The following is a 23,234-nucleotide window of genomic DNA, read 5'->3' as shown; positions in this document are numbered from 1 at the left end:
CTTCTCCGTGCACCGCTCGTCGACGACAAGTCTGGCTGCGATTGCCGCCCCCCCACCCCCCCCCCCCCCCCCCCACTCCCCCCCCCCCCCCCCCCCTCCTCCCCCCCCCCCCCCCCCCCCCCCCACCCCCCCCCCCCCCCCCCCCCCCGCGCTGTCGCTCCGGAGATCGCCCTCCGACCTTCGGGGACCTTCCCTTCCACGCCGCGAACATGACAGTCTGGGCGCCATGCGCACTCGTCTCCTCGCCGCCACCCTCACGGCACTCGCCGCGGTGAGCCTCGCTGCCTGCTCCAGCTCCGGATCGGGCTCAGGATCGGGCTCGGGCTCGGGCTCGGACAAGGCCACCTCCACGGCCGGCTCCCCCACCGCCGCCGCCTCGGCCGCCGCGCCGTCCGGCGCCGCCACCACGCCCGCGGCCCCCGCGCCCGACTCGGCCGCCCCCACGGCCGACGGTGCCACCGGCGCGCCCGCCCCCGACGGCGGCGCCTCGGGAGCCCCCGCACCGGCCAAGCCCGCGCCGCCCGCCGACGCCGGACTGCCCGCCAAGCCGGGCACCGACCTGACGGCCAAGCTGGTCTCCGCCCTGGACGCGATCGACCCGGCGATCGTCGACGGAAAGCCGGACCAGGCCGTGGACCGGGCGCGCAACCAGTGCCAGTCGATCTACCAGTTCCCCAAGGACAAGCAGAAGTTGACCGAGCTGGCCAACCAGCGCTTCACCTCGGCCGCACACCCGCAGGGCTTCGGACCGGACACCGCCGCGAAGATCAACGAAGCGCTGCTCGCCACGCTCTGCCCACCGGGCCGCTGATCCGGGCGGCGGCCCCGCCCGCCGCCCGTCGACCCGGGGGTCCGCATGTCCACGGATCCCCGACACCATGAACCGCCCGGCGTCCTGAGCGCCGGGCCGCCGTGGCCGCGCCCCCTCGTCGGGTGCGCGGCCACGGCTTTCCGGTTTCCGGCGCCTCCTGCCGCCATCGGCCTCCCGATCGCCCGGGGCCGCCAGAGCGCCCCCTTCCGTCGAACGGACCGTCCGCTGGCGAACTGTTAGGTCTCTTGACAGAGCAGTGGTCTAGTCCAAACATAAGCATGTCGATCCGACCGGGATGCACTGTGGGGGTGTGACCACCGGCGGCTGAGGCACTGCCCTGCCATGCACCGCTCCACCCCCGCCCCGTACGGCGCACGCGTCCGCACGCCGCCCGCGTCCGCGCGAGTCGGTGGGCCTTCGCACGCCCGAACTCCCGAGCTCACGCACGCACCCCGATGTCCGACCCGGTCCCGGGATCACGGCCGACCCCACACGGCCGCCCCTCCAGGACCGGCCGCACCTCCCCAACGTCCTGCCCCACCACGTCTGTTGGAGAATTCATGCGCCTTCGCCGAACAGTCCAGGCCGTGTTCACGGCCTGCGCCACGCTGGCCGCCTCGGCCGGCCTGGTCGCCGCCGGGACGAGCTCCGCCCAGGCCGCCACCCCGCTCCCCAGCCGGGTCTTCGCCCCCTACTTCGAGGCCTGGACCGGCCAGAGCCCGGCCCAGCTGGCCGCGCAGTCCGGCGCCAAGCACCTGACCATGGCGTTCCTCCAGACCGCCACCAAGGGCTCCTGCACGCCGTACTGGAACGGCGACTCCTCGATGCCGGTGTCCTCCGCCACCTTCGGCGCCGACATCGCGACCATCCGTGCCAACGGCGGGGACGTGATCCCGTCCTTCGGCGGCTACACCGCCGACAACACCGGCACCGAGCTGGCCGACAGCTGCACCGACGTCAACCAGATCGCGGCCGCCTTCGAGAACGTGATCACCACCTACGACGTCAGCCGGATCGACCTCGACATCGAGGACAACTCGCTGACCAACACCGCCGGGATCGACCGCCGCAACAAGGCGATCAAGATCGTGGAGGACTGGGCCGCCGCCAACGGCCGGACCATCCAGTTCTCCTACGCGCTGCCCACCACCACCTCCGGGCTGGCCGGCAGCGGGCTCGCGGTACTGAAGAACGCGGTCAGCAACAACGCGCGGATCGATGTCGTCAACATGATGACCTTCGACTACTACGACAACGCCGCCCACGACATGGCGGCCGACACCCAGACCTCCGCGCAGGGCCTCTACAACCAGCTCGCCAAGCTCTACCCGTCCAAGACCCCGGCTCAGCTGTGGGGTTCGATCGGGATCACCGAGATGATCGGTGTCGACGACTTCGGCCCGGCCGAGACCTTCACCGTGGCCAACGCCACCACCGTGTACAACTGGGCGGTCTCCAAGGGCATCAACACGCTGTCGTTCTGGGCGCTCCAGCGCGACAACGGCGGCTGCCCGGGCACGGCCGGCAGTGACTCCTGCTCCGGGATCTCCCAGAACACCTGGGACTTCACCCACATCTTCGCGCCGTTCACCAGCGGCTCGACGGTGAACAACGACTTCTCGGTGTCGGTCAGCCCCAACTCCGCCACGGTTGCGGCCGGTTCGTCCACCTCGGCGACCGTCGCGACGGCCGTGACGGCGGGCTCGGCGCAGAGCGTCAACCTCACGGTCAGCGGCGCCCCGGCCGGCGTCACCGCCACCGTCACCCCGGGCAGCGTCACCGCCGGCAGCAGTGCCACGCTCAACATCAGCACCACCTCCTCGGTGGCGTCCGGGAGTTACCCGATCACCGTCACCGGCGCGGCGGCCTCCGGCAGCCACACGAGCACCTTCACCCTGAACGTCACCGGCACCCAGCCCGGCAACGACTTCTCGGTCGCGGTGAACCCGACCTCCGGTACGGTCGCGGCCGGCTCGTCCACCTCCGCCACCATCGCGACGGCGGTCACCGCGGGCTCGGCGCAGAACCTCAACCTCACGATCACCACCGTTCCGGTCGCCGGCATCAACGCCACCGTCACCCCGGGCAGCGTCACCGCCGGCAACAGCGCCACGCTCAACATCTCCACCACCGCGGCCGCGAACCCGGGCTCCTACCCGCTGACCGTCACGGCCACCGGGGCCTCCGGCAGCCACAGCGCGACCTACACGCTGACCGTCACCGGGACCGGCCCGACGACCGGACTGGTCAACGGCGACCTGGAGAGCGGCAGCCTCGCCCCGTGGACCTGCCAGAGCGGCGGCGCCGTGGTCTCCACCCCGGTCCACTCCGGCACCAAGGCGCTCCAGGCCGCGGCCACCGCCGCCCAGACCGGCGAGTGCTCGCAGACCGTCACGCTGAAGCCCAACACCAGCTACACCCTGAGCGGTTGGGTGCAGGGCAACTACGCCTACGTCGGCGTCAGCGGCGGTGCCACCGCCAGCGCCTGGGCCAACTCCGCCGGCTGGACCAAGCTGTCCGTCCCCTTCACCACCGGGGCCAACGGCACCGTCACCGTGTACCTGCACGGCTGGTACGGCCAGGGCAACGTGTACGGGGACGACTTCTCCATCGCCTGAGTCCGCTTCGGGTGGCGAGAGACCACCGACGATTGACTGATGACGAACGACGGATGACAGCTGACAGATTTCAACATCTGTCAGCTGTCATCCGTTTCCCGTTCTCTGTTCGCTGTTCGCCGTTCGCCGTTCTCTGTTCGCCGTGTTCCGCTCGCCGTCAGCTGCCCGCCGCTCGCATCCGCTCCGGGCGGCACAGCGCCAGGTACGCCACCGTCGCCAGCACCCCGCACACCAGGACCACCAGCGCCAGCAGCACCGCCGACGGCCGACCGCCGAGGCTGCTCAGCGGTGCGACCACCGCGCCGCACAGGAAGTTGCCCGTCCCGAGCAGCGCCGACGCCGTGCCCGCCACCTGCGGCTCGACCAGGCCGAGCGCCTGGGCGGCGGTGTTCGGCAGCAACACCCCCAGGCTGCCCATCATCACGAACAGCGGCGGACAGAAGCCGGCCAGTCCGAAGTCCCACACCGTCGTCAGCAGCACCAGCGCCACCCCGGCGGCGACCGCCGCCGCGAGGCTGCCCAGCATCAGCGTCCGCTGCGTGAAGCGCGGCGCCAGCACCCGCCCGTTCAGCTGGGTCATCACCACGATCGCGAACGAGTTCAGCCCGAACAGCAGGCTGTAGGTCTGCGGCGAGACCTGGTACACGTTCTGGAGCACGGTCGACGACCCGCTGATGTAGCCGAACAGCGCCCCGAAGGCGAGGGAGCTGGTCAGCGCCAGCCCGAGGAACGGCAGGTTGCGCAGCAGCCGCCCCATCGTCCGCAGGGCCGCGCCCACCCCGCCGCGGTCCCGGGTCTCCGGCGGCAGCGTCTCGCGCAGCACGCCGAACGAGACCAGGGCGAGCAGCAGCCCGAGCGCCGTGAGCACGCCGAAGGTGCCGCGCCACGAGGTGAACCGCATCAGCTGCGCGCCGATGATCGGGGCGAGGATCGGCGCCAGCCCCGATATCAGGGCGATCGAGGCGAGGAAGCGCAGCAGGGCGACGCCCTGGAAGCGGTCCCGGGAGACGGCGCGCCCGATCACCAGTCCAGCGGAGCCGGCCGCGCCCTGGACGAACCGGCCGGCGATCAGCACCGACAGGTTCGGCGCGAACACGCACACCAGGCTCGACAGGGTGTAGAGGACGAGCCCCGCGAGCAGCGGAGTGCGGCGCCCGAAGCGGTCACTGAGCGGCCCGAAGAGCAGCTGCCCTGCGGCGACCCCGAGCATCGAGAAGGTCAGGGTGAGCTGGACGGCGGCCGGCTGGGCGACCAGGTCGTCGGCGATCGCGGGCAGGCCCGGCAGGTAGAGGTCGGTGGTGAGCGGGCCGAGCGCGGTGAGTCCGCCGAGGACCGCGATCACGGCCCAGCCGGGACGGGCCTGGCCGGTGGCGGGTGCGGCGGCGGATGCGGGGGTGGGTGTGGTGGCGGCAGCGGTCGACGTGTCGTCGGTGGGGCCGACGGTCGGGCCGGGCATGGTGCTCCTTACGGACGGGTGACGTGGGGTTCGTTCGCGCTCCGTCCTATCGCAGCCCGGTCGGGTTCCGACAGCGGGGGTGCGCACTGTTCGGCCGTCGGCGTGCGTCGCGGGCGGATCGTCCGCCACCGCCGCGGCCCGCACACGACGGCGGCCCGCCCGCACCGGAAGGTGCGGGCGGGCCGTTGCGTTCTCCGTGCCCCGGGGTGCGACGCGCCGCCCCGGCGGCCGGCCTCGGCGCCTGGCGACGTGCTCGCCGGTCTCGGCGCCTGGCGACGTGCTCGGCGGCCTCAGCGCCTGGCGACGTGCTCGGCGCGCAGCGCCGCGTGCATCGCCGCGCCGTCCTGCCACGCGTAGAGCTGGTTGCCGGTCAGCGCCACGTTGTAGTGCCCGCAGGTGCCGGTGGCCTTGGTCACGACGTTCTCGGGGAACCAGCCGGCCTTGAGCGCCTCCGGCACCGGGTGCGCGCTCTTGCCCGGCAGCCCGGTGCTGCAGCCGGCGGGCAGGCGGCCCTCCGGGAGGGTGGCGAACAGCAGGCGGTCGTCACCCCTGGTGGACATCATGTACTTCACCCCGGAGGCGTTGTCGGGGAGCCAGCTCGGCATCGAGCGGCGATCGGCCTTGGCCTGGACGCCGGTCTCGTACGAGCCCTGCTGCTGGTGGTGTTCGTCGTACCAGTCGGACACCCGTGGGCCGATTGCCACGGCCGCCACGGCGACGGCCATGCCGGTGCCCGCGACTCCCATCGCGACCTTGCTCACGATGCTCTTCATGCCCGACTGCCCTCTCCGTGTCGTGACCGGTGCGGCTGTTGCCGCTCGTCTCCGCCGCCGACGGCCGCTCAGGCGGCACCGCCGGCCCGGTCGGCGTGCTCCGCCGTCCGGTGCAACCATCCTGGCCCGTCCGCACCCGTCGGATCGTCACCACCAGGTCGCGATCCTGTCTCCGACCCACGGGGTACCGTCTCCACCTTCAGACGTACGCCCGTCGGCGGGGCCCCTGAGGTCTTCGGGTTCCGGGCCCCGATCGAGCCTCGCCGAAGCCCGGGGCCGCCGCAGCCCGACCTGCTGCACCCGGGGCACCGGCGGCTCCCCGGTGCGGCCGTCCGGGTCTCAGACCGACGCCGGCACCGGCCGGGCGACCGGGAACGGGCGGCCGTCGAGGGTCCAGTGCGGGTCGATCGGGCGCAGCAGCGAGGCGTACACCTGCGCGGCGACGTCCGGGTGGCGGATCTCACCGGTGGGCGGGCCGGCCGGGATGTCGTGCCCGGCGCAGGCCACCCAGGCCGTCCGCTCCTCGGCCGTACGGCCGCCGTGGCCGCCGGCGTCCACGTGCCCGTGGTCGGTGACGACGATGACCGTCCACTGTTCCTCGGTGTAGGTCTCCCGGCCGCGGACGGCGTCGAGGAGGCGGCCGAGGCGCTCGTCGGCGGTGCGCATGGACGCGCGGTACTCGTCGCCGCAGCCGAGGAAGTGGGCGGTCTCGTCGACGGCGCCGAGGTAGACGAAGGAGGCCTCCGGGTCGGCGGTGCCGAGGACGTGGACGGCCTCCCGGGTGACCTCCTCGTCCACCGCCTCCCAGGCCTCGGGGGCGTCCTCGGCGGGGGCTATGTACGAGAGCCGGCCGGGGGCGCGGAACAGCGGGCCGCCGGACTCGTTGATCATCAGAGGGTCCCAGCCGGCCGCGACGAAGGTACGGCGGCGGTCGCCCCGGGCGAGGCGGGTGGCGAAGTCGGGGAACACGTCGAGGCGGTTGCCGCCCAGGTGGTTGCCCCAGACCCCGTGCTTGGCGGGCTCGACTCCGGTCACGATGGTGGCCCAGCACGGCCCGGACATGGTGGGCGTGGTGTCCGCGACGGTGACCGGAACCAGGAACCCGGCCTCGGCGACTTCCCGTAGGCGCGGCATCGGCACCTGCTCCAGGTAGTCGTGGCGGACTCCGTCGATCCCGACGACGAGCACGCGGGGGCGGGGCCACTGGGCAGCGGACATGGGTGGTTCCTTTCGGTCGTGCGCACCCGGCCGCGCCCGCCGAGGGCGCCGCCGACCGCGCCATGCTCCACCGGCCGCCGTACCGGTCGGCGTCGCGCCACCGAACACGGGGTGGCCACCAGGTGTCGGGAAGTCGCCATTCCGCTCGCGGCCGGTCGGCGCGCGGCCGGTCCGCGCGCGTCGGTTGCCGTCAGCCGGTCGGTTCGCGGTCGGCTGCCCGCCGGCCGGTCGCCGACGGCCGGACGAAGCGGCGGTCGGCCGCGTCGAGTTCGGCGGCCGGTCCAGCGGCGCGCGGCACCACGCCGAGGACCCGCTCCGGGTCCGCGGCATAGCAGTGCGCGAGCCGGGGCAGGTTCGCCTCGACCACGGCCCAGTGCTCCGCCGGGTCGTACGGATCGGCGATCGGGCCGACGTCCAGGACGGCGGCGCTGGGCAGGGCGTCGGCGGCCTCGGCGAGCAGGACGGTGGTGCTGGTCCGCTGGGCCGAGGTGAGCAGGACGCGCTCCCCCGTGCCCAGGGCGTCGGCGGGCGACGTCACGGGTGCGGGCGGAACTCGTGGACGAGCTCGATGCGGCCGACGATGTGGCGGTTGAACTCCGCCAGCTCCTCGGCGGGCACCCAGAGTTCGAGGATCGTCCGGCCGCCCGCCTGCTGCACGGGGTAGCGGGCGAGGAAGGCGGTGTCGACCTTGAAGCGGGTGACGTAGCCGACCCCGGAGGCGGGGACGTTCCAGTCCCGGGCGATGCGGATCGCGTAGTCCTCGTTGAGGACGGGGTAGAAGATCGGCTGCTCGGGCAGGCGGGGCGGCCAGGCGCGCCAGTCGGCGGCCTCGACCAGGGCCAGCTCCTCGGGGCCGGTGGGGCGCCAGAGGGTGGTGGTCGGGGGCGGCGTCGGGGCGAAGCGGCTGGTCATGGCAGGGACGGTAGCCGGGCCGCGACGGGCCCGGCCACCGGTTTTCCCGGGCCGCCGCGGGGGCCGTGGGGGAAGGTCCAGGGAGAAGAGGGCGGGGGTGGGGCAGGGCCGTCAGCGGTAGGCGGACTCGCCGGTGATGGCCTCACCGAGGACCAGGGTGTGGATCTCGCTGGTGCCCTCGTAGGTGAGCACCGACTCCAGGTTGTTGGCGTGCCGCAGCACCGGGTACTCGGTGGTGATGCCGTTGGCCCCGAGGACGGTCCGGGCGCTGCGGGCGATCTCCAGCGCGGTGCGGACGTTGTTGAGCTTGCCGAAGCTGACGTGCGGCGGGCGGGCCGCGCCCTGCTCCTTGAGCCGGCCGATCCGCAGGGCGACCAGGTACGCCTTCTCGACCTCCAGCATCATCTCGACGAGCTTCTGCTGGGTCAGCTGGAAACCCGCGATCGGGCGGTCGAACTGGATCCGGGTCTTGGCGTAGTCCAGGGCGGCGGTGTAGCAGTCGCGGGCGGCGCCGACGGTGCCCCAGAGGATGCCGTAGCGGGCCTCGTTGAGGGAGGAGAGCGGTCCGCGCAGGCCGACCACCCCGGGCAGCACGGCGTCGGCGGGCAGCACCACCTCGTCGAAGGCCAGCTCGCTGGTGACGGAGGCGCGCAGCGAGAGCTTGCCGTGCACGTCGGTGGCGGTCAGACCGCGGGTGCCGCGCTCGACCAGGAAGCCGCGCACGCCCTCCTCGGTCTGCGCCCACACCACGGCGACGTCGGCGATGCTGCCGTTGGTGATCCACATCTTGCTGCCGGACAGCACCCAGTCGCCGCCCTCGCCGCCCTTGCGCACCGCCCGGGTACGCATGTTGGCCGGATCCGAGCCGAAGTCCGGTTCGGTCAGGCCGAAGCAGCCGATGAGTTCGCCGGCGGCCATGCCGGGCAGCCAGCGCTGCTTCTGCTCCTCGGAGCCGAAGGCGTGGATGGAGCGCATGGCCAGCGAGCCCTGGACGGAGACGAAGCTGCGCAGCCCGGAGTCGGCCGCCTCCAGTTCCATGCAGGCCACCCCGTACGCCACCGCGTCGGCGCCCGCGCAGCCGTAGCCGTCGAGGTGCATGCCGAGCACGCCCAGGGCGCCGAGCTCGGGGGCGAGTTCGCGGGCCGGGAAGACCCCGCGTTCGAACCAGTCGCCGATGTGCGGGCGGATGCGCTCCTCGGTGAACCGGCGGACGGTGTCGCGGATCAGCCGCTCCTCGTCGGAGAGCAGGTCTCCGACGGCGAGCAGGTCGGACGGGTCGATCCGGGTCGGCTTCGTCATCGAAGCTCCTTGTACTCTCGGCGGAATACCGGCGAGTATCGCGCACCCGGCCGGGCTGTGGGCGGGCGCGAACGAGTGAGGATGGCGACATGTCCGACGACGCGTACGTGGTCAGCGAGCTGACGGCCGGGGAGCTGGACGACTCGGCCGAGGAACTCGCCGCACTGCTGGTGGAGACGGTGCGCGCGGGCGCCTCGGTCGGGTTCCTCGCCCCGCTCGCGCCCGAGGAGGCCGCGGCGTGGTGGCGGGCGCTCGGCCCGGACGTCGCGGCCGGGCGCCTGGTGCTGTGGACCGCGCGGACCAGGGTCGGCGGGCGGCTCGCCAGCACGGTGCAGCTGCGGCCGGCCACCACCGCGAACGGCCGGCACCGGGGCGAGGTGGCCAAGCTGATGGTGCACCCGGCCGACCGGGGGCAGCGGCTGGCCGGGCGGCTGCTGGCGGCCCTGGAGGCGCGGGCGGTGGCGCTGGGCATCCGGCTGCTGGTGCTGGACACCGAGACCGGCAGCCCGGCCGAGCGGCTGTACGAGGGGGCGGGTTGGAGCCGGGTCGGTTCGGTGCCGGACTTCGCGGCCGACCCGGCGGGTACGCTCCGGCCGACCACCATCTTCTTCAAGTCGCCGACGGACCGGGCGGCGGCGACGGACCGGGCGGCGGCGACGGACCGGGCCGCGGTGACGGACTGACGGGCCGACGGGCTGACGGGCCGGGCGGCCGGATTGGCGGCCGGCGGGGGCACAACGGATCGGATCGGGACCGAGCGGGGGCAGGGCATGGCACGTTGGGCGCTGGTCGTGGAGGAGACGGTCGGCAGCGGGCACGACCGGACCTGGGGCAGCAAGGTGCTGGCCGAGGTCGAGGGCAGCCGGGAGGAGGCCGTCGAGGAGCTGAAGCGACTCGTCCCCTCCTACACGCCGCAGCACCCGTTCAACAGTCGGCGGCGGACGCTGCTCCGCGACGGGGACACCTACCTGCTGATCTCGCAGGGGAGCATGCGCGACTACCACTGCGTGTTCAAGGTGTGGGAGCTGCTCTGGGACAGCAAGCGGCCGGAGGTCCAGGCGGAGCGCCTGGCCGAGGGGGCCAGGGAGGAGCAGTGACCGGTGGCCGACGACTGGCGCACGGATGAGAGCGGACGGACGGCGGCCGACAGGTGACGGCGAACAGATAACAGCCGACAGATGTCAGCTGACAGATTTCAAACTCTGTCAGCTGACATCTGTCATCCGCCCGCCGTCACCCCACCCCGCACAGTCGCAGCACCGCTGTCGTCGCCGCACCCGCGACGACCACCGCCGGGAACGGCGCCCGGCGCAGCGCGAGCACCCCTGCGACCAGTACGCCCGCCGGTCGGGCCCATCCCGCGAAGCCGTGCCCCTGGGTCAGCGCACCGGTCGCGACCAGGGCCACCAGCAGCACCGCCGCCGCGACCGCCAGCAGGTGCCGCAGTCGCTCCGAGAGGGCGAGTCGGCCGGCGAGCAGCGGCCCGGCCAGCCGGTAGGCGTACGTTCCGGCCGCCAGCAGCAGGATCGCGTACAGCGGCATCATCGGACCGCCTCCTTCTTCCCGTTCGCCGCGCCCGCGTCGTCCGCCGCCTTCCGGTCCGTCTTCCCTGCGGCCGGCCGTCCGGCGAACAGCAGTCCGACGAGGGCGAGCAGCACCGGCAGCCCGGCCGGGACGAACGGCGTTGCCGCCACCGCGACCACCGCGCCCACCAGCGCCGCCGTACGGGTGCGGCGGTCCGCGAGCGAGGGCAGGACGAGCGCGAGCAGCACCGCGGGGAAGGCCGCGTCCAGGCCGAGCGCGTCCGTGTCGCCGATCAGCCCACCCGCGAGCGCTCCGAGCAGCACCGAGATGTTCCAGACCACGAACAGCGCGATCCCGCAGAGCCAGTAGACGGCCCGGCGCCGACGCGGTTCGTCCTGCTGCAGGGCGAAGGCGGCGGTCTCGTCGGTGAGCAGCTGCGCGCCCAGCAGGCGTCGCCACCACGGGCCGTCGAGCACGTCGGCCACGGTGAAGCCGAAGGGCAGCATCCGGGCGTTGAGGACCAGTCCGGTGGCGACCGCGGCGAGGGCGCCGCCGCCGGAGAGCACCACGCCGACCGCCGCGAACTGGGAGCCACCGGCGAACACCAGGACGGAGAGGGTGACGGGTACCCAGAGGGGCAGGCCGCCGGAGACGCTGATCGCGCCGAAGGAGGCGCCGACGAGGGCGTCGGCCAGACAGACCAGAGCGACGTCCCGAAGGGTGGCACGCTCCAATGTTCGGATTAGCGAACGCATGTTCATTAGAGTGAACTGCCCCGGCGCCGTTCGTCAAGGCGAACAGGTAGACCGATCGGGCGAACGATGGTCGACTTGGCCGACCGTGGCAGCATGAACGGCGGCATCAGCCGCACCGGCAGCCGTGGAAGGGGCCAGGAGGAAGCGTGAGTGGCGAGCATGAGTGACCAGACCACCCCGGCCACGAGCCCCGGCGGGGCCGGCGGCTCCGGCGGCACTGGCGGGCCCGGTGGCCCCGGCGGCGTCGAGCTGATCGGCCAGATCGCCGCCTCGATCCGGCGCGAGCGTGAGCGCAGCGGCCTGTCGATGGCCGAGCTGGCCCGGCGCGCCGGCATCGCCAAGTCCACGCTGTCCCAGCTGGAGTCGGGCTCGGGCAACCCCAGCGTGGAGACGCTGTGGGCGCTCGGGGTCGCGCTGAACGTGCCGTTCAGCCGGCTCGTCGACCCGCCGCGCCCGGCCGTCAAGGTGATCCGGGCCGGCGAGGGCCCGGTGACCCACTCCGAGCGCGCCGACTACGCCGCCACCGTGCTCTCCTCCTGCCCGCCCAACGCCCGGCGCGACATCTACCGGATCGAGGCGCAGCCGGGCGAGACCAGGGCCTCCGACCCGCACATGCCCGGCACCGTCGAGCACGTGATGATCGGTGCCGGGCGGGCGCTGGTCGGGCCGACCGAGGCGCCGGTCGAGCTGGGCCCGGGCGACTACGTGAGCTACCCGGGCGACGCTCCGCACGTGTTCCGCGCACTGTCTCCCGACACCCTCGCGGTGATCGTCATGGAACACATCTGACGCATCTGACACACAGTCAATATCTGGGGTGGTGCGAGATGCTACTTCAACAGGCCGTCCAGGAAGGGGTTTCCGAACACCCGGTGCGGGTCGTGGCGGTCCAGCACGGCGACCGCCTCGTCCCAGCCCGGCCCGCCGCCCGCCCGCAGGCTGTCGGGGATGACCCGGCCGAGCAGGTCGGGATCGGACCAGGCGGCTTCGTCGGTGTACGCCCAGCCCTTGGACCACTCGACCCGCAGACCCGCCCTGGTCCCGTCGAAGGTGCGCAGCAGCCACTGCTCCAACTCCCGGGCGAAGCGCTCCAGTCCGGGCGTGCCGGGGAAGGCCAGGACGTCCAGCCAGATCGCCGTGTCCCAGTCGGGCCGGTCGGCGCGCGGGCGCAGCGCCGACAGCAGCGGGGGCCGGGCGCCGGGGACGCCGGAGGAGGCCGGGTCGTCCAGGCCGGTGACCCGGATCTCCACCGCGCCGTTCACCGGGAACTCGCCTCGGGCCTGAAATGTGTCGAGCAACTCCCGGTAGTGGGCGGCGAATTCGCTGACCGCCCACTGGAGGTCGGCGCGCTTGACGAGGATCGCGTAACCGTTGGCGGTGACCCGCAGGGTGGTCGGGCGGACGTACTGGAGCAGGGTGCGCGAGGGGCCCCAGAGGTCGGAGCGCAGTCCGCCCGCGAGCAGGTGGGTGAGCACCTCGCCGCTCAGCAGCCGGCGCAGCAGGTCACCGGAGAGCAGGACGTCCGTGATGTCGCCGGTGAGCGCCACCTTCGCTACCAGGTACTGGAGTTGGCCGAACAGCGGGGCCGAGGCCCAGGCGCCGGTGACGATCTCGCCGGCGAGCCGGGCGACCGGTTCCGGAACGCTGTCCGAGAAGGGGTAGTTGTACGGGTGGTCGACGGCCAGCGAGGCCAGCGGCTTCGTCGGGGTGACGGCCCAGGTCTTGAGCCACGGGTACTCGGTGTAGGCGAACCAGATCGCCTCGACCCGTCCGTCGCGTTCCACGAAGTCGGCGAGGGTGCGCGGGCCTCCCCCGGTACCGAGGACTCCGCCCAGCACGCCGCCGACGACTCCGCCGAGCACACCCCCGAGCCCACCGCCCTCGCCGCTCCCGGCTCCGACTCCGGCCCCGGCGCCGGCTCCCGTTCCGGCGACCGGGCGGGCGAAGAGCTCGCTCGCCGGGATGTCGAGCCGGCTGACGCAGCGCAGCGGCCGGTCGGCGCCGGCCCGCAGCACCACCTCGGTGAGGAAGGCGCGGCCCAGGTGCACCAGGAAGGCGGCACTGTCGGCCTCGGAGCGGTCGAAGGTGCGCAGCGTGTAACGGCCGGTGGCCGGGTCGAGGACGACGGCGGTGAGCCGGACGACCTGGTTGCTGACCGAGCCGTAGCCGTGGCCCTGAGGCCGCACCTCCCCGGCGGCCGGGACGGCGGTGCCGTGGCCGCCGATGGCGAGCACGCCTCCGACGGTGATCTCGCCGGGGGCCGGGCAGGCGGTCAGGCCGAGGCCGCGGTCGGCCAGGTGGGCGAGCAGTGCTTCCATGGTGGCGCCGGTCTGCACCCGAACGGTGTCGGCCGAGTCGGCGCTGATGGCGGTCAGGTACCGGCTGGTGTCGACGAGCAGGACCCGGGCGCTCTCCGGGGTCCCGGCGGCGACGGTGAGCGGCGCCCAGGTGTGCCGGTAGCCGGAGGCGCGCAGCCGCCAGCCGTTGGCGTGCGCCCAGTCGGCCAGCGCCGGGATCTCCTGGGGGGTGCGGGGCGCGCAGGTCCACAGCTGGTCGGTGCGGATCTCGCCGGACCAGTTCTGGAAGACCCGCTGGTAGAGCTCGGTGCCGGCGGGCAGTCCGGGCGGTACGGGCGTGGCCGCCTCGGCGCTGTCGGGTCCGACGGTGCCGCGCAGCAGCCACGCCGCGCCGCCGAGCGCCGCCGACGCACCCAGCAGCTGCCGACGGGTGAGGCCCCTGGGGGTGCTCGTCGGGGGCCTCACCGGTGCGTCCGTCCGGGCGTTCATCGGGATCATTCCGTCCGGTTTCGCCCCGCCGCCCGTTCCGCCCGTTCCGCCCGTCGGGCCGTGTCCTGTGGTCATCCGCGTCTCCGCCCCCTCGTGCTGGTCCCCCGGGCCGAGCTGCGGCGATCCGGGTCCGGCCGGAGTCCGCCCGGCCCGGTTCGGAGCGTATGAAGGGGCGCACGGCAGTTTGAAGCGCCTGACCGGGATCTCACTCCTTCGAGTGAGATCGGCCCGATCGACCCCAGGGGACCCGTCTCACCTGCCCCGCTCCTCGCCCGGACCCGGTTGCCCGCCCGCTCGGCGGGCGCATAGGTTGATCACGATCACCCCACCCGCCCGCCGGAGGCTCCGCCATGCCCTCGTCCGCGAACTCTTCCGTGCCCACGCGTCCCGAGCCCGCGCACCCCCTGCCCGCGCACCCCCAACCCGCGCGTCCCGTCCCCGGAGCACGGACCGGCCCCGGAGCGCTGACCGTCGCCGTCGCCCAGCCCCTCTGTGCCGCCTCCGGCCGTCCGGACACCGTGTCCGAGAACGTCGCCCGGCACTCCGAGGCGGTGCGCGAGGCCGCCACCCGGCTGGTGGTGTTCCCCGAGCTGTCGCTGACGGGCTACGACCTGACCGCACCGGCCGTCGACCCGGCGGACGCCCGGCTCGCGCCGCTGGTGGCGGCGTGCGCCGCGACCGGCGCCGTCGCCCTGGTCGGGGCGCCGGTCCTCGAGGCCGACGGGCGCGAGTCCATCGCCACGCTGGCGGTCACCGGGGAGGGCGCCGAGGTCGTCTACCGGAAGACGCGCCTGCACGGTGCCGAGGTGAAGCGCTTCGCCCCCGGCGAGAAGCCCGTCGTCCTGGAGCTGGACGGCCTGCGGCTCGGCCTCGCCGTCTGCGCGGACGCCGCCGACCCGGCGCACGCCGAGGAGACCGCCGCGCTCGGCATCGACGCCTACGTCGCCTCCACCCTCTACGGGCCCGGCGCCGCCCAGGCCGAGCGCCGGGACGGCCACTTCCGCGACCGGGCCGCCGCCCACGGGGTGTGGTGCGTGCTCGCGACCTGTGCCGGGGCCACCGGCGAGTACCCGGACAGCTCGGGCGGCTCCGGTGTCTGGGCCCCGGGCGGGGGCCTCGTCGTCCAGGCCGGCACCGCCCCGGGGGAGCTGGTCCGCGCCGAGCTGCCCCGGCGGTAGGCCCCGACGGTGGGCCCGGGCGGTGGGCCCGGGCGGTAGGCCTCGGGGGCAGGCCCCTCGTCGACCTGTTCCCCGGCGGGCACCGGGCCCGGAACCGGGTCCCCCGAGCGGACGAACCCGGCCCGAGCGGAAATACCCGGGCCCCGCGCGCGGCTGTGGTGACCGAAGATCCGTTCCGGGCCGCTCCGGCCCGTACAGGAGGTGCAGCGCGCGATGAGTGGCGAGCAGGCGAAGCCGCAGGAGTACCGGATCGAGCACGACTCGATGGGCGAGGTCCGGGTGCCGGCCGACGCGAAGTGGCAGGCGCAGACGCAGCGGGCAGTGGAGAACTTCCCGGTGTCCGGTCAGCGGCTGGAGCGGGCGCACATCGCCGCGCTGGCCCGGATCAAGGCCGCCGCGGCCCGGGTGAACGCCCGGCTCGGGGTGCTGGACGAGGAGACGGCGGAGGCGATCGCGGGGGCCGCCGAGGAGGTCGCGGAGGGGCGCTGGGACGACCAGTTCCCGGTGGACGTGTTCCAGACCGGCTCGGGCACCTCCTCCAACATGAACACCAACGAGGTGATCGCCACCCTGGCCGGGGAGCGGCTGGGCCGGCCGGTCCACCCGAACGACCACGTCAACGCCAGCCAGTCGTCCAACGACGTCTTCCCGTCCTCGATCCACATCGCCGCGACCGCCGCCGTCACCCACGACCTGGTCCCGGCACTGGAGCACCTCGCGGAGGCGCTGGAGCGCAAGGCCACCGAGTTCGCCGGGGTGGTCAAGTCGGGCCGCACGCACCTGATGGACGCCACGCCCGTCACGCTCGGCCAGGAGTTCGGCGGCTACGCGGCGCAGGTGCGGAACGGGTGGGAGCGGCTGCTGGCCTCCCTCCCCCGGGTGGCCGAACTCCCGCTCGGCGGCACGGCGGTGGGCACCGGCATCAACACCCCGCCCGGCTTCCCGGCGGCCGTCATCGCGGAGGTCGCCCGCGCCACCGGCCTGCCGCTCACCGAGGCGCGCAACCACTTCGAGGCGCAGGGCGCGCGGGACGCCCTGGTCGAGCTGAGCGGTCAACTGCGCACGGTGGCGGTCGGGTTCACGAAGATCGCGAACGACCTGCGGTGGATGGGCTCCGGCCCGCGCACCGGGCTCGGCGAGATCAACCTGCCGGACCTCCAGCCGGGTTCGTCGATCATGCCGGGCAAGGTGAACCCGGTGCTGCCCGAGGTGGTGCTGATGGTCGCCGCCCAGGTGGTGGGCAACGACGCGACGGTCACACTGGCGGGCGCCAGCGGCAACTTCGAGCTGAACGTGATGCTCCCGGTGATCGCCCGCAACGTGCTGGAGTCGGTGCGGCTGCTCGCCAACAGCGCCCGGCTGCTGGCCGACCGGACGGTGGACGGCGTCACCGCCAACGTCGAACGGGCCCGGGAGTACGCGGAGTCCTCGCCCTCGGTGGTGACGCCGCTGAACCGCTACATCGGGTACGAGGAGGCGGCGAAGGTCGCCAAGCAGGCGCTGGCCGAGCGCAAGACGATCCGTCAGGTGGTGCTGGAGCGCGGCTACGTCGACCAGGGCAGGCTCACCGGGGAGCAGCTGGACGAGGCCCTGGACGTCCTGCGGATGACGCACCCGTAACGGGTGCCGGACCGCGCCGGCGCCCGGGGCGCGCGGGGGCGTACGCCGGGGCGCGGCCGACGTCCCGGCAGGCGTCTGCGCCCCCGTCCCGGCAGGCGTGTCGGGACGCACGCCGGGGCGCGGCGGGCGGTTGGGCCCTCCGCGCCCCGGTCATGGGCTGTGGGGAAGATCAGCCCTTGGCGCGGCCGGCCCGGCCGCGCCGCATCGACGCTCCGTTCGCCGTCATGGTCGCCATCGAGATCGCCGCGAGGCCGAGCAGGAACATCACGGCGCCCGCGATGATGCAGGTCACGATGTTCTTGCCGTGCGCGACGGACCCGGAGACGAGCCACGGGGAGATGATCGTCCAGACACCGAGTGCGGCGGCCGCCCAGGCCCGCGCGTGGGTGCGTTCGTAGGCCGATCCGTAGCCGGCCATGAGGGCCGTGTAGGCCAGACCCACGATCAGGCAGGTCACGGTCAGGGTGTTGTACGCGGTGAAGCCGACGATCCATGGCGATGCCGCCAGGAAGAGACCGGCCAGGACGGCCAGGGCTTCGATGCCCTGGGCACGGGGGGTCGAAGTGACCCGCTCGTAGCGTTCGCGGAGTTCGACGATGTCCGGATGGTGCTCCATGCCCGTCGTCGGGATATGGGTTGCCACCGATACCACCTCCTGTGGTCGGAACCGGTAAGGCGCTTGCCCCGTACCCATTCTGGCCCTTATCCACCGTTTTGCACCCGATGGCCAGGAATGGTGGGTAACCATCCGATCACGCCGGTGACCTGCGTCTCAACCGCCCGGGCCGCCATTGCCTATGCAACTCGTTGCATAGCAGGATGCGGGCCATGGCACTGGAGCACGCGATCCTCGTCTCGCTGCTGGAGCAGCCCGGCTCCGGCTACGAGCTGGCCCGGCGCTTCGACCGCTCGATCGGACGCTTCTGGACCGCCACCCACCAGCAGATCTACCGGGTGCTGCGGCGGATGGAGGCGGACGGCTGGGTGGCCGCGCAGGAGGTCCCCCAGGACGGGCGCCCGGACAAGAAGGTCTACTCGGCGGCCGAGGCCGGACGCGCCGCACTGGCCGGCTGGCTGCGCGAGCCCGTCGAGCCGGAGACCGTCCGGCACGAGCTCGCGGTCAAGATCCGGGCCGCCGCCTTCGACGACCCGGCCGCGCTCGTCTCCGAGGTCGAACGGCACCGCGAGAGCCACGCCGCCCTGCTCGCCCGCTACCTGCACGGCGAGCAGCGGGACTTCCCCGACACCACCGCGCTCGACGCCCGCGAGCAGCTCCAGCACGTGGTACTGCGCGGCGGCATCGAGTACGAGCGGATGACTCTCGCCTGGCTCGACGACGTGCTCGCCACCCTGCGCCGCCTCGCCGCCGACCGGCCTGACCAACCGGCCTGACCGGCGGTCCGACCGGCAGTCAGGCCAGCGGTCAGGCCGGCTCGCCCTCCATTTCGCACCCTCGACCTCTCACACCCTCGACCCCCGGGAGCCCCTCGATGCTCTTCAACCCGCGAAGCTACGACCCCGTACAGTTCGACGAGCCGACCCGCCGACTGCTGCGCGCGACGGTGGACTGGTTCGAGTCCCGCGGCAAGAAGGCGCTGATCGACACCTACATCGACCGCAGCTGGTACGCGGACTTCCTGGACTTCGCCGCGAAGGAGGGCCTGTTCGCGGAGTTCCTGACCCCCGCCGCGGCCGACTCCGACAAGCGCTGGGACACCGCGCGGATCGCCGAGCTCAACGAGATCCTCGGCTTCTACGGCCTCGGCTACTGGTACACCTGGCAGGTCACCATCCTGGGCCTCGGCCCGGTCTGGCAGAGCGAGAACGAGGCCGTCCGCGCCCGCGCCGCCAAGCTCCTTGCCGACGGCCACGTGATGGCCTTCGGCCTCTCCGAGCGCACCCACGGCGCCGACATCTACTCCACCGACATGATCCTCACCCCGGACGGCGAGGGCGGCTTCACCGCGAGCGGCTCCAAGTACTACATCGGCAACGGCAACGTGGCCGGCCTGGTCTCGGTGTTCGGCCGCCGCTCGGACGTCGAGGGCCCGGAAGGCTACGTCTTCTTCGCCGCCGACAGCCGCCACGACGCGTACCACCTGGTCAAGAACGTGGTGAACGCGCAGATGTACGTCAGCGAGTTCCGCCTGGAGGACTACCCGGTGCGCGCCGAGGACGTGCTGCACACCGGCCAGGCCGCCTTCGACGCCGCACTGAACACCGTCAACGTCGGCAAGTTCAACCTCTGCACCGCCTCGGTCGGCATCTGCGAGCACGCGATGTACGAGGCCGTCACGCACGCCCACAACCGGGTGCTGTACGGTCGGCGGGTCACCGACTTCCCGCACGTCAAGCGGGAGTTGACCGACGCGTACGTCCGCCTGGCGGCGATGAAGCTGTTCAGCGCGCGGGCCGTGGACTACTTCCGCAGCGCCTCCCCCGAGGACCGCCGCTACCTGCTGTTCAACCCGATGACCAAGATGAAGGTCACCACCGAGGGCGAGAAGGTCATCGACCTGATGTGGGACGTCATCGCGGCCAAGGGCTTCGAGGCGGACACCTACTTCGACAAGGCCGCGAAGGACATCCGCGGCCTGCCGAAGCTGGAGGGCACCGTCCACGTCAACCTGGCGCTGATCCTCAAGTTCATGGGCAACTACCTGTTCGCGCCCGCCGACTACGCCCCCGTGCCGACCCGCCTGGACGCCGCCGACGACGCCTTCCTGTTCCGGCAGGGGCCCGCCCGCGGCCTCGGCGCGATCCGGTTCCACGACTGGCGCGCCGCCTACGACCGCCACGCCGAGCTTCCCAACGTCGCCCGCTTCCGCGAACAGGCCGACGGATTCTGCGAGTTGCTGCTCGCGAACGCGCCGAGCAAGGAGCAGCAGGCGGACCTGGACTTCCTGTTGGAGATCGGCCAGCTGTTCGCGCTGATCGTCTACGGGCAGCTGGTGCTGGAGCAGGCCGAGCTGACCGGCCTGGACGCGGACGTCCTGGACCGGATCTTCGACGCGCTGGTCCGCGACTTCTCCGCGCACGCCACCGAGCTGCACGGCAAGGCCTCCGCCACCGAGGAGCAGGCCGCCTGGGCTCTGGCGAACGTGCGCCGCCCGGTCGCCGACACGGCGCGGGACGCGCGGGTGTGGGCGCGGGTGGAGGCGCTCTCCGGCGCGTACGAGATGCAGCCGTAGGGCTGCGCGGCAGGACCCCGGGGGTGCCGGTCGGCGGGCCGGCACCCCCGGTTCATCCCTCCGGGGAGCGCCGGCACCCCCGGTTCACCTCTCCGGGGAGGACCGGCCGTCCCCGAGGCCCATGTCGCGGGCCCGGGCGACCGCCTCCGCGCGCGTCGCGACGTGCAGCTTCTCGAAGATGTGGGTGATGTGGTTGCGGACGGTCTTCTCGGCGACCACCAGCTCCCGGGCGATCCGCCGGTTGTCCAGCCCGCGCGCGACCAGGTCCAGCACCTCGGCCTCGCGGGCGGTGAGCTCGGGAAAGAGCTGTCCCGCCTCGCGCATCCTCGCCCCGGCCAGCAGGGCGGTGATCCGCCCGGCCACCTCGCCGCCGAACACCGCTCCGCCCGCCGCGACCGTCCGCACCGCGTGCAGCACCTCCTCCCGGCCCGCGCCCTTGACCAGGTAGCCGCGCGCGCCCGCCTGGAGGGCGCCGAGCAGGTTCCCGTCGTCGTCCGACATGGTCAGCATCAGCACCGGCGGCGGGGCTTCCTGGGTGGTGAGCTGCCGGACGGCCTCCAGTCCGGAACCGTCGGGCAGCGAGAGGTCCATGATCACCACGGTCGGGCGGTGCCGGGCGACCGCCCGCGGGACGTCGGCGACCCGCTCGGCCTCGGCGACGACCGAGATGTCGTCCGTGCTCTCCAGGGCCGCCCGGAGGCCCTCCCGGAAGAGGGGGTGGTCATCGACGATCAGTACACGGACGGCCCTTTCCGCGCTGGGGTCCGGAGGTTCCACTGGCTGCTCCTCATCCACGCGGGCGACACTATCAGCGGCGATAGCATGACTTTCCGTGACATGCTGGTGAACACCTCGGCGTGTCGGCCCGCCTGCGCCAGGATCCGAGACCGGTGCCTCAGGCACCCGGGACACCGGGCCGCCGAGGCTTGGGTCCCCGGGACCGGTGCCCTGTGACCGAGCCCGTCCAAGAGGTGATGCCATGGCCACGGCGATCTCTCATCCGCACCGCACGCGGGCCGAGCGGCAACTGACCGCCGCGGCGGTCGTCACGGCGGTCTGCTTCATCGTCGCGACGCTGTGGATCTGCTACGTGCTCGTGCACGTGGGCGATCCGGGCGTGTCCGTCCCCCGGGACGCACTCTTCAACCTGCTCTCCATCCTTCCGGCCGCCGCCTCGGGCATGCTGCTGCATGCCCACCGCCCCGGCAGCCCGCTCGGCTGGGTCTTCCTGATGTGGGCCTTGAGCTTCGTCCTGACCCTCGCCCCGACCGCACCGGCCTGGGTCGAGGTCACTGCCCCTGGCCTCATCGGCGCCATCCTGGTCGTCGAGGTGATCGGCCTTGCGGTCAGCTCGACGATCATCTACGCGCTACCACTATGGCTACCGAACGGTCGGCTGACGACCCGACGATGGTGGTGGTACATCGCGGCCGTCTCGCTGTACACGGTTCCGGCCGCGGCTGCGCTGCTCGACCGTCCACGTTCCTTCGGACGGCCGAATCCGCTGGCGGGCACCCCTCCGGCACGCTTCTTCAGCACCGTCGCCGGCACCTGGGCCGACCACGACCGGCTGATCAACGACTGCCTCCTCGGGTTCCTGGCGGTCGTCCTGTTGACTCGAATGCTGCGCTCTCGCAGCCGGGGCAGCGACGCGGAAATGACTCGCAGGCGCCGGTTCCGGGTGCTGGCGATGCTCGGAACGTATTCGCTCTTCGCTGCGACCGAGGCCCTGTACGCCCGGCTGTCGAGTGTGCACTTCTGGCTCACCTATGTGCTCTACGCCGTCGCGGGTCTGGTGTGGGCCGTCGTAGGTTTCCTGGTCGTGCAGCATCACGGCTGGCGGCTCGACAGAGCGGCCCGCAACGTCCTGATCGGGCTGTTGCTGGGGACAGGCGTCACCGGGCTGTTCGTGGTGGCCGCCGCCGTGCTGTCCGACTGGCTGGTCCCCGGCCACGGCGCGGCAGCCCTGGTGTTGATCGCCCTGGTGTACGCGCTCGGCGCGGCGCTGCCCCGTGCGGCGCGGGGAGCCGTCGCCCTGGTCGACCGGCTGTACTTCGGCAAGCGCGCACAGCCGTACCAGGTGTTGCGAACGCTCGCCGGGAGGTTGCGGCAGGTCGTCGATCCGGAGCACATTCCGGAGACACTGTGCTCAACGGTCGCCGAGGAACTACGACTGCCCGGAGTCGCCCTCTCCGTCATCACCCAGTCCGGGCACCGCTCCCTGGCCACGACCGGAAGACTGGGCGGACTCAGCCAGGACTTCCTGCTGTTCCACAACGGGATGAAGATCGGCACATTGACCGTGGGACTGCGCTCCGGCGAGCAGCGACTGGACACCAGCGACGTCGACATCCTGCGTTCGCTCGCCGACCAGGCCTCGCCGGCAGTCGCCTCGCTTCGGCTCCAGGAGGACCTTCGAGCCAGCCGGGAACAGATCGTCTCCGCGCGGGAGGAGGAACGCCGGTGGCTGAGGCGGGACATCCATGACGGGCTCGGGCCGGCCCTGGCCGGACTGCGACTGCAGGTGGACAATGCGGGCTCGGAGGCCGACGGCAGGCTCGCGGGCACCCTGCACAGGGTGTCGGACGGCCTGGGGATGGCGATCAAGGAGGTCCGCCGGATCACCGACCGGCTCGGGCCCGCGCCGGTCTGCGAGTTCGGCCTGACGCGAGCGGTACGCCGACTCGCGGAGACCTTCAGCGGGACCGGGCTGACCGTGACGGTGGAGCTGTCATCGGATCCACTACCGGACCTGCCGGCGGCAGTGGAGAACACGGCGTACCGCATCACGGCAGAGGCGCTCAACAACGTGTTGCGGCATGCCCGAGCTCGAACAGCGCGTGTGACGCTGCGGGTGGACGCGGAGGAGCTGACACTGATCGTGCATGACGACGGCGTGGGGTACCAGGCCGACCAGCGTGTGCGAACGGGTGGCGGCGGAGTCGGAATGCGGTCGATGGCGGAACGGGCGGCGGAGGTCGGCGGCCGGTGCACCATCCGGTCGCTGCCGGATGACGGGGGAACCCAGGTGGTGGCCGTACTGCCGTGCTCTCCGATGACCAGGAACAGTTGAATGACGGGTGACGAATGACG

21 protein-coding genes are annotated in these 23,234 nt (G+C 72.9%); 10 read left to right on the top strand and 11 right to left on the bottom strand.

Annotated elements, in window-relative coordinates; genetic code table 11:
* Nucleotides 1-226: 226 nt before the first annotated feature.
* The gene (locus ACZ5OX_RS19170; protein WP_465631255.1) at nucleotides 227-811 is read left to right on the top strand and encodes a hypothetical protein; all 585 of its coding nucleotides are present in this window, start codon (nucleotides 227-229) and stop codon (nucleotides 809-811) included.
* Nucleotides 812-1,371: 560 nt separating this feature from the next.
* The gene (locus tag ACZ5OX_RS19165) at nucleotides 1,372-3,429 is read left to right on the top strand and encodes a glycosyl hydrolase family 18 protein (RefSeq protein ID WP_465631253.1); all 2,058 of its coding nucleotides are present in this window, start codon (nucleotides 1,372-1,374) and stop codon (nucleotides 3,427-3,429) included.
* Nucleotides 3,430-3,586: 157 nt separating this feature from the next.
* Here the strand turns inward: ACZ5OX_RS19165 and ACZ5OX_RS19160 are convergent, their stop codons facing one another.
* The 6 genes from ACZ5OX_RS19160 to ACZ5OX_RS19135 all read right to left on the bottom strand — a co-directional run bounded on the left by ACZ5OX_RS19160 (nucleotide 3,587) and on the right by ACZ5OX_RS19135 (nucleotide 9,087).
* Complete coding sequence (locus ACZ5OX_RS19160) at nucleotides 3,587-4,885, bottom strand: multidrug effflux MFS transporter (protein ID WP_465631251.1); 1,299 nt, start codon at nucleotides 4,883-4,885, stop codon at nucleotides 3,587-3,589.
* Nucleotides 4,886-5,175: 290 nt separating this feature from the next.
* The gene (locus tag ACZ5OX_RS19155; protein WP_465631249.1) at nucleotides 5,176-5,658 is read right to left on the bottom strand and encodes a hypothetical protein; all 483 of its coding nucleotides are present in this window, start codon (nucleotides 5,656-5,658) and stop codon (nucleotides 5,176-5,178) included.
* 339 nt (nucleotides 5,659-5,997) lie between these two features.
* Entirely contained in the window at nucleotides 5,998-6,876 is an 879-nt protein-coding gene (locus tag ACZ5OX_RS19150; protein WP_465631247.1) for an alkaline phosphatase family protein, read from the bottom strand.
* 190 nt (nucleotides 6,877-7,066) lie between these two features.
* On the bottom strand, nucleotides 7,067-7,414 hold the full coding sequence (locus tag ACZ5OX_RS19145) for a hypothetical protein (RefSeq protein WP_465631245.1): 348 nt from the start codon (nucleotides 7,412-7,414) through the stop codon (nucleotides 7,067-7,069).
* Nucleotides 7,411-7,788 carry an ADP-ribosylation/crystallin J1 gene (locus ACZ5OX_RS19140; protein WP_465631243.1) on the bottom strand — a complete coding sequence of 126 codons (378 nt, stop codon included), beginning with the start codon at nucleotides 7,786-7,788 and terminating at the stop codon, nucleotides 7,411-7,413. Before ACZ5OX_RS19140 ends, ACZ5OX_RS19145 begins: the two co-directional genes overlap by 4 nt.
* Before the next feature lie 111 nt (nucleotides 7,789-7,899).
* Nucleotides 7,900-9,087 (bottom strand): acyl-CoA dehydrogenase family protein, encoded by a 1,188-nt coding sequence (locus ACZ5OX_RS19135; protein WP_402400238.1) that lies wholly within the window; start codon nucleotides 9,085-9,087, stop codon nucleotides 7,900-7,902.
* An 89-nt stretch (nucleotides 9,088-9,176) separates the two neighbouring features.
* Between ACZ5OX_RS19135 and ACZ5OX_RS19130 the strand changes: the two genes are divergently transcribed.
* Together ACZ5OX_RS19130 and ACZ5OX_RS19125 are read left to right on the top strand one after the other, a co-directional pair.
* Entirely contained in the window at nucleotides 9,177-9,770 is a 594-nt protein-coding gene (locus ACZ5OX_RS19130) for a GNAT family N-acetyltransferase (RefSeq protein ID WP_465631241.1), read from the top strand.
* Between the two features lie 87 nt (nucleotides 9,771-9,857).
* Nucleotides 9,858-10,184 (top strand): hypothetical protein, encoded by a 327-nt coding sequence (locus ACZ5OX_RS19125; RefSeq protein ID WP_465631239.1) that lies wholly within the window; start codon nucleotides 9,858-9,860, stop codon nucleotides 10,182-10,184.
* A 136-nt stretch (nucleotides 10,185-10,320) separates the two neighbouring features.
* On the opposite strand, the gene ACZ5OX_RS19120 is transcribed toward ACZ5OX_RS19125, so the two are convergent.
* The gene (locus ACZ5OX_RS19120; RefSeq protein WP_392872766.1) at nucleotides 10,321-10,629 is read right to left on the bottom strand and encodes an AzlD domain-containing protein; all 309 of its coding nucleotides are present in this window, start codon (nucleotides 10,627-10,629) and stop codon (nucleotides 10,321-10,323) included.
* The gene (locus ACZ5OX_RS19115) at nucleotides 10,629-11,366 is read right to left on the bottom strand and encodes an AzlC family ABC transporter permease (RefSeq protein WP_465631236.1); all 738 of its coding nucleotides are present in this window, start codon (nucleotides 11,364-11,366) and stop codon (nucleotides 10,629-10,631) included. Before ACZ5OX_RS19115 ends, ACZ5OX_RS19120 begins: the two co-directional genes overlap by 1 nt.
* Nucleotides 11,367-11,516: 150 nt before the next feature.
* On the opposite strand from ACZ5OX_RS19115, the gene ACZ5OX_RS19110 reads away from it, so the two are divergent.
* Nucleotides 11,517-12,155 carry a helix-turn-helix domain-containing protein gene (locus tag ACZ5OX_RS19110; RefSeq protein WP_465631234.1) on the top strand — a complete coding sequence of 213 codons (639 nt, stop codon included), beginning with the start codon at nucleotides 11,517-11,519 and terminating at the stop codon, nucleotides 12,153-12,155.
* Between the two features lie 41 nt (nucleotides 12,156-12,196).
* Here the strand turns inward: ACZ5OX_RS19110 and ACZ5OX_RS19105 are convergent, their stop codons facing one another.
* Nucleotides 12,197-14,152: a cholesterol oxidase substrate-binding domain-containing protein gene (locus ACZ5OX_RS19105; protein WP_465631232.1), complete on the bottom strand. Its 1,956-nt coding sequence runs from the start codon at nucleotides 14,150-14,152 to the stop codon at nucleotides 12,197-12,199.
* 374 nt (nucleotides 14,153-14,526) lie between these two features.
* On the opposite strand from ACZ5OX_RS19105, the gene ACZ5OX_RS19100 reads away from it, so the two are divergent.
* Together ACZ5OX_RS19100 and ACZ5OX_RS19095 are read left to right on the top strand one after the other, a co-directional pair.
* Nucleotides 14,527-15,330 carry a carbon-nitrogen hydrolase family protein gene (locus ACZ5OX_RS19100; RefSeq protein ID WP_465631230.1) on the top strand — a complete coding sequence of 268 codons (804 nt, stop codon included), beginning with the start codon at nucleotides 14,527-14,529 and terminating at the stop codon, nucleotides 15,328-15,330.
* A gap of 213 nt (nucleotides 15,331-15,543) precedes the next feature.
* Complete coding sequence (locus tag ACZ5OX_RS19095; protein WP_465631228.1) at nucleotides 15,544-16,950, top strand: class II fumarate hydratase; 1,407 nt, start codon at nucleotides 15,544-15,546, stop codon at nucleotides 16,948-16,950.
* A gap of 169 nt (nucleotides 16,951-17,119) precedes the next feature.
* Here ACZ5OX_RS19095 and ACZ5OX_RS19090 read toward each other — a convergent pair whose 3' ends face one another.
* Nucleotides 17,120-17,593 carry an SPW repeat protein gene (locus ACZ5OX_RS19090; RefSeq protein WP_465631226.1) on the bottom strand — a complete coding sequence of 158 codons (474 nt, stop codon included), beginning with the start codon at nucleotides 17,591-17,593 and terminating at the stop codon, nucleotides 17,120-17,122.
* A gap of 185 nt (nucleotides 17,594-17,778) precedes the next feature.
* Between ACZ5OX_RS19090 and ACZ5OX_RS19085 the strand changes: the two genes are divergently transcribed.
* Entirely contained in the window at nucleotides 17,779-18,342 is a 564-nt protein-coding gene (locus tag ACZ5OX_RS19085; protein ID WP_465631224.1) for a PadR family transcriptional regulator, read from the top strand.
* A 98-nt stretch (nucleotides 18,343-18,440) separates the two neighbouring features.
* Complete coding sequence (locus ACZ5OX_RS19080) at nucleotides 18,441-20,141, top strand: acyl-CoA dehydrogenase family protein (RefSeq protein ID WP_465631222.1); 1,701 nt, start codon at nucleotides 18,441-18,443, stop codon at nucleotides 20,139-20,141.
* Between the two features lie 84 nt (nucleotides 20,142-20,225).
* Here ACZ5OX_RS19080 and ACZ5OX_RS19075 read toward each other — a convergent pair whose 3' ends face one another.
* Complete coding sequence (locus tag ACZ5OX_RS19075; protein WP_465631220.1) at nucleotides 20,226-20,918, bottom strand: response regulator; 693 nt, start codon at nucleotides 20,916-20,918, stop codon at nucleotides 20,226-20,228.
* Nucleotides 20,919-21,120: 202 nt separating this feature from the next.
* Here ACZ5OX_RS19075 and ACZ5OX_RS19070 point away from each other — a divergent pair, with 202 nt between their 5' ends.
* Complete coding sequence (locus tag ACZ5OX_RS19070) at nucleotides 21,121-23,214, top strand: sensor histidine kinase (protein WP_465631218.1); 2,094 nt, start codon at nucleotides 21,121-21,123, stop codon at nucleotides 23,212-23,214.
* Nucleotides 23,215-23,234: the final 20 nt, after the last annotated feature.

The sequence above is a fragment of the Kitasatospora sp. NPDC032121 genome, from assembly GCF_055580145.1.
This window is presented reverse-complemented; position numbering and strand designations above follow the sequence as displayed.

Bases quoted from the DNA above. Each gene is read 5' to 3' on its own strand.
- ACZ5OX_RS19165 (WP_465631253.1), top strand. From the start codon at position 1,372: ATGCGCCTTCGCCGAACAGTCCAGGCCGTGTTCACGGCCTGCGCCACG.
- ACZ5OX_RS19120 (WP_392872766.1), bottom strand. From the start codon at position 10,629: ATGCCGCTGTACGCGATCCTGCTGCTGGCGGCCGGAACGTACGCCTAC.
- ACZ5OX_RS19105 (WP_465631232.1), bottom strand. From the start codon at position 14,152: ATGAACGCCCGGACGGACGCACCGGTGAGGCCCCCGACGAGCACCCCC.
- ACZ5OX_RS19155 (WP_465631249.1), bottom strand. From the start codon at position 5,658: ATGAAGAGCATCGTGAGCAAGGTCGCGATGGGAGTCGCGGGCACCGGC.
- ACZ5OX_RS19070 (WP_465631218.1), top strand. From the start codon at position 21,121: ATGGCCACGGCGATCTCTCATCCGCACCGCACGCGGGCCGAGCGGCAA.
- ACZ5OX_RS19130 (WP_465631241.1), top strand. From the start codon at position 9,177: ATGTCCGACGACGCGTACGTGGTCAGCGAGCTGACGGCCGGGGAGCTG.
- ACZ5OX_RS19170 (WP_465631255.1), top strand. From the start codon at position 227: ATGCGCACTCGTCTCCTCGCCGCCACCCTCACGGCACTCGCCGCGGTG.
- ACZ5OX_RS19125 (WP_465631239.1), top strand. From the start codon at position 9,858: ATGGCACGTTGGGCGCTGGTCGTGGAGGAGACGGTCGGCAGCGGGCAC.
- ACZ5OX_RS19080 (WP_465631222.1), top strand. From the start codon at position 18,441: ATGCTCTTCAACCCGCGAAGCTACGACCCCGTACAGTTCGACGAGCCG.
- ACZ5OX_RS19160 (WP_465631251.1), bottom strand. From the start codon at position 4,885: ATGCCCGGCCCGACCGTCGGCCCCACCGACGACACGTCGACCGCTGCC.
- ACZ5OX_RS19115 (WP_465631236.1), bottom strand. From the start codon at position 11,366: ATGCGTTCGCTAATCCGAACATTGGAGCGTGCCACCCTTCGGGACGTC.
- ACZ5OX_RS19135 (WP_402400238.1), bottom strand. From the start codon at position 9,087: ATGACGAAGCCGACCCGGATCGACCCGTCCGACCTGCTCGCCGTCGGA.
- ACZ5OX_RS19085 (WP_465631224.1), top strand. From the start codon at position 17,779: ATGGCACTGGAGCACGCGATCCTCGTCTCGCTGCTGGAGCAGCCCGGC.
- ACZ5OX_RS19140 (WP_465631243.1), bottom strand. From the start codon at position 7,788: ATGACCAGCCGCTTCGCCCCGACGCCGCCCCCGACCACCACCCTCTGG.
- ACZ5OX_RS19095 (WP_465631228.1), top strand. From the start codon at position 15,544: ATGAGTGGCGAGCAGGCGAAGCCGCAGGAGTACCGGATCGAGCACGAC.
- ACZ5OX_RS19150 (WP_465631247.1), bottom strand. From the start codon at position 6,876: ATGTCCGCTGCCCAGTGGCCCCGCCCCCGCGTGCTCGTCGTCGGGATC.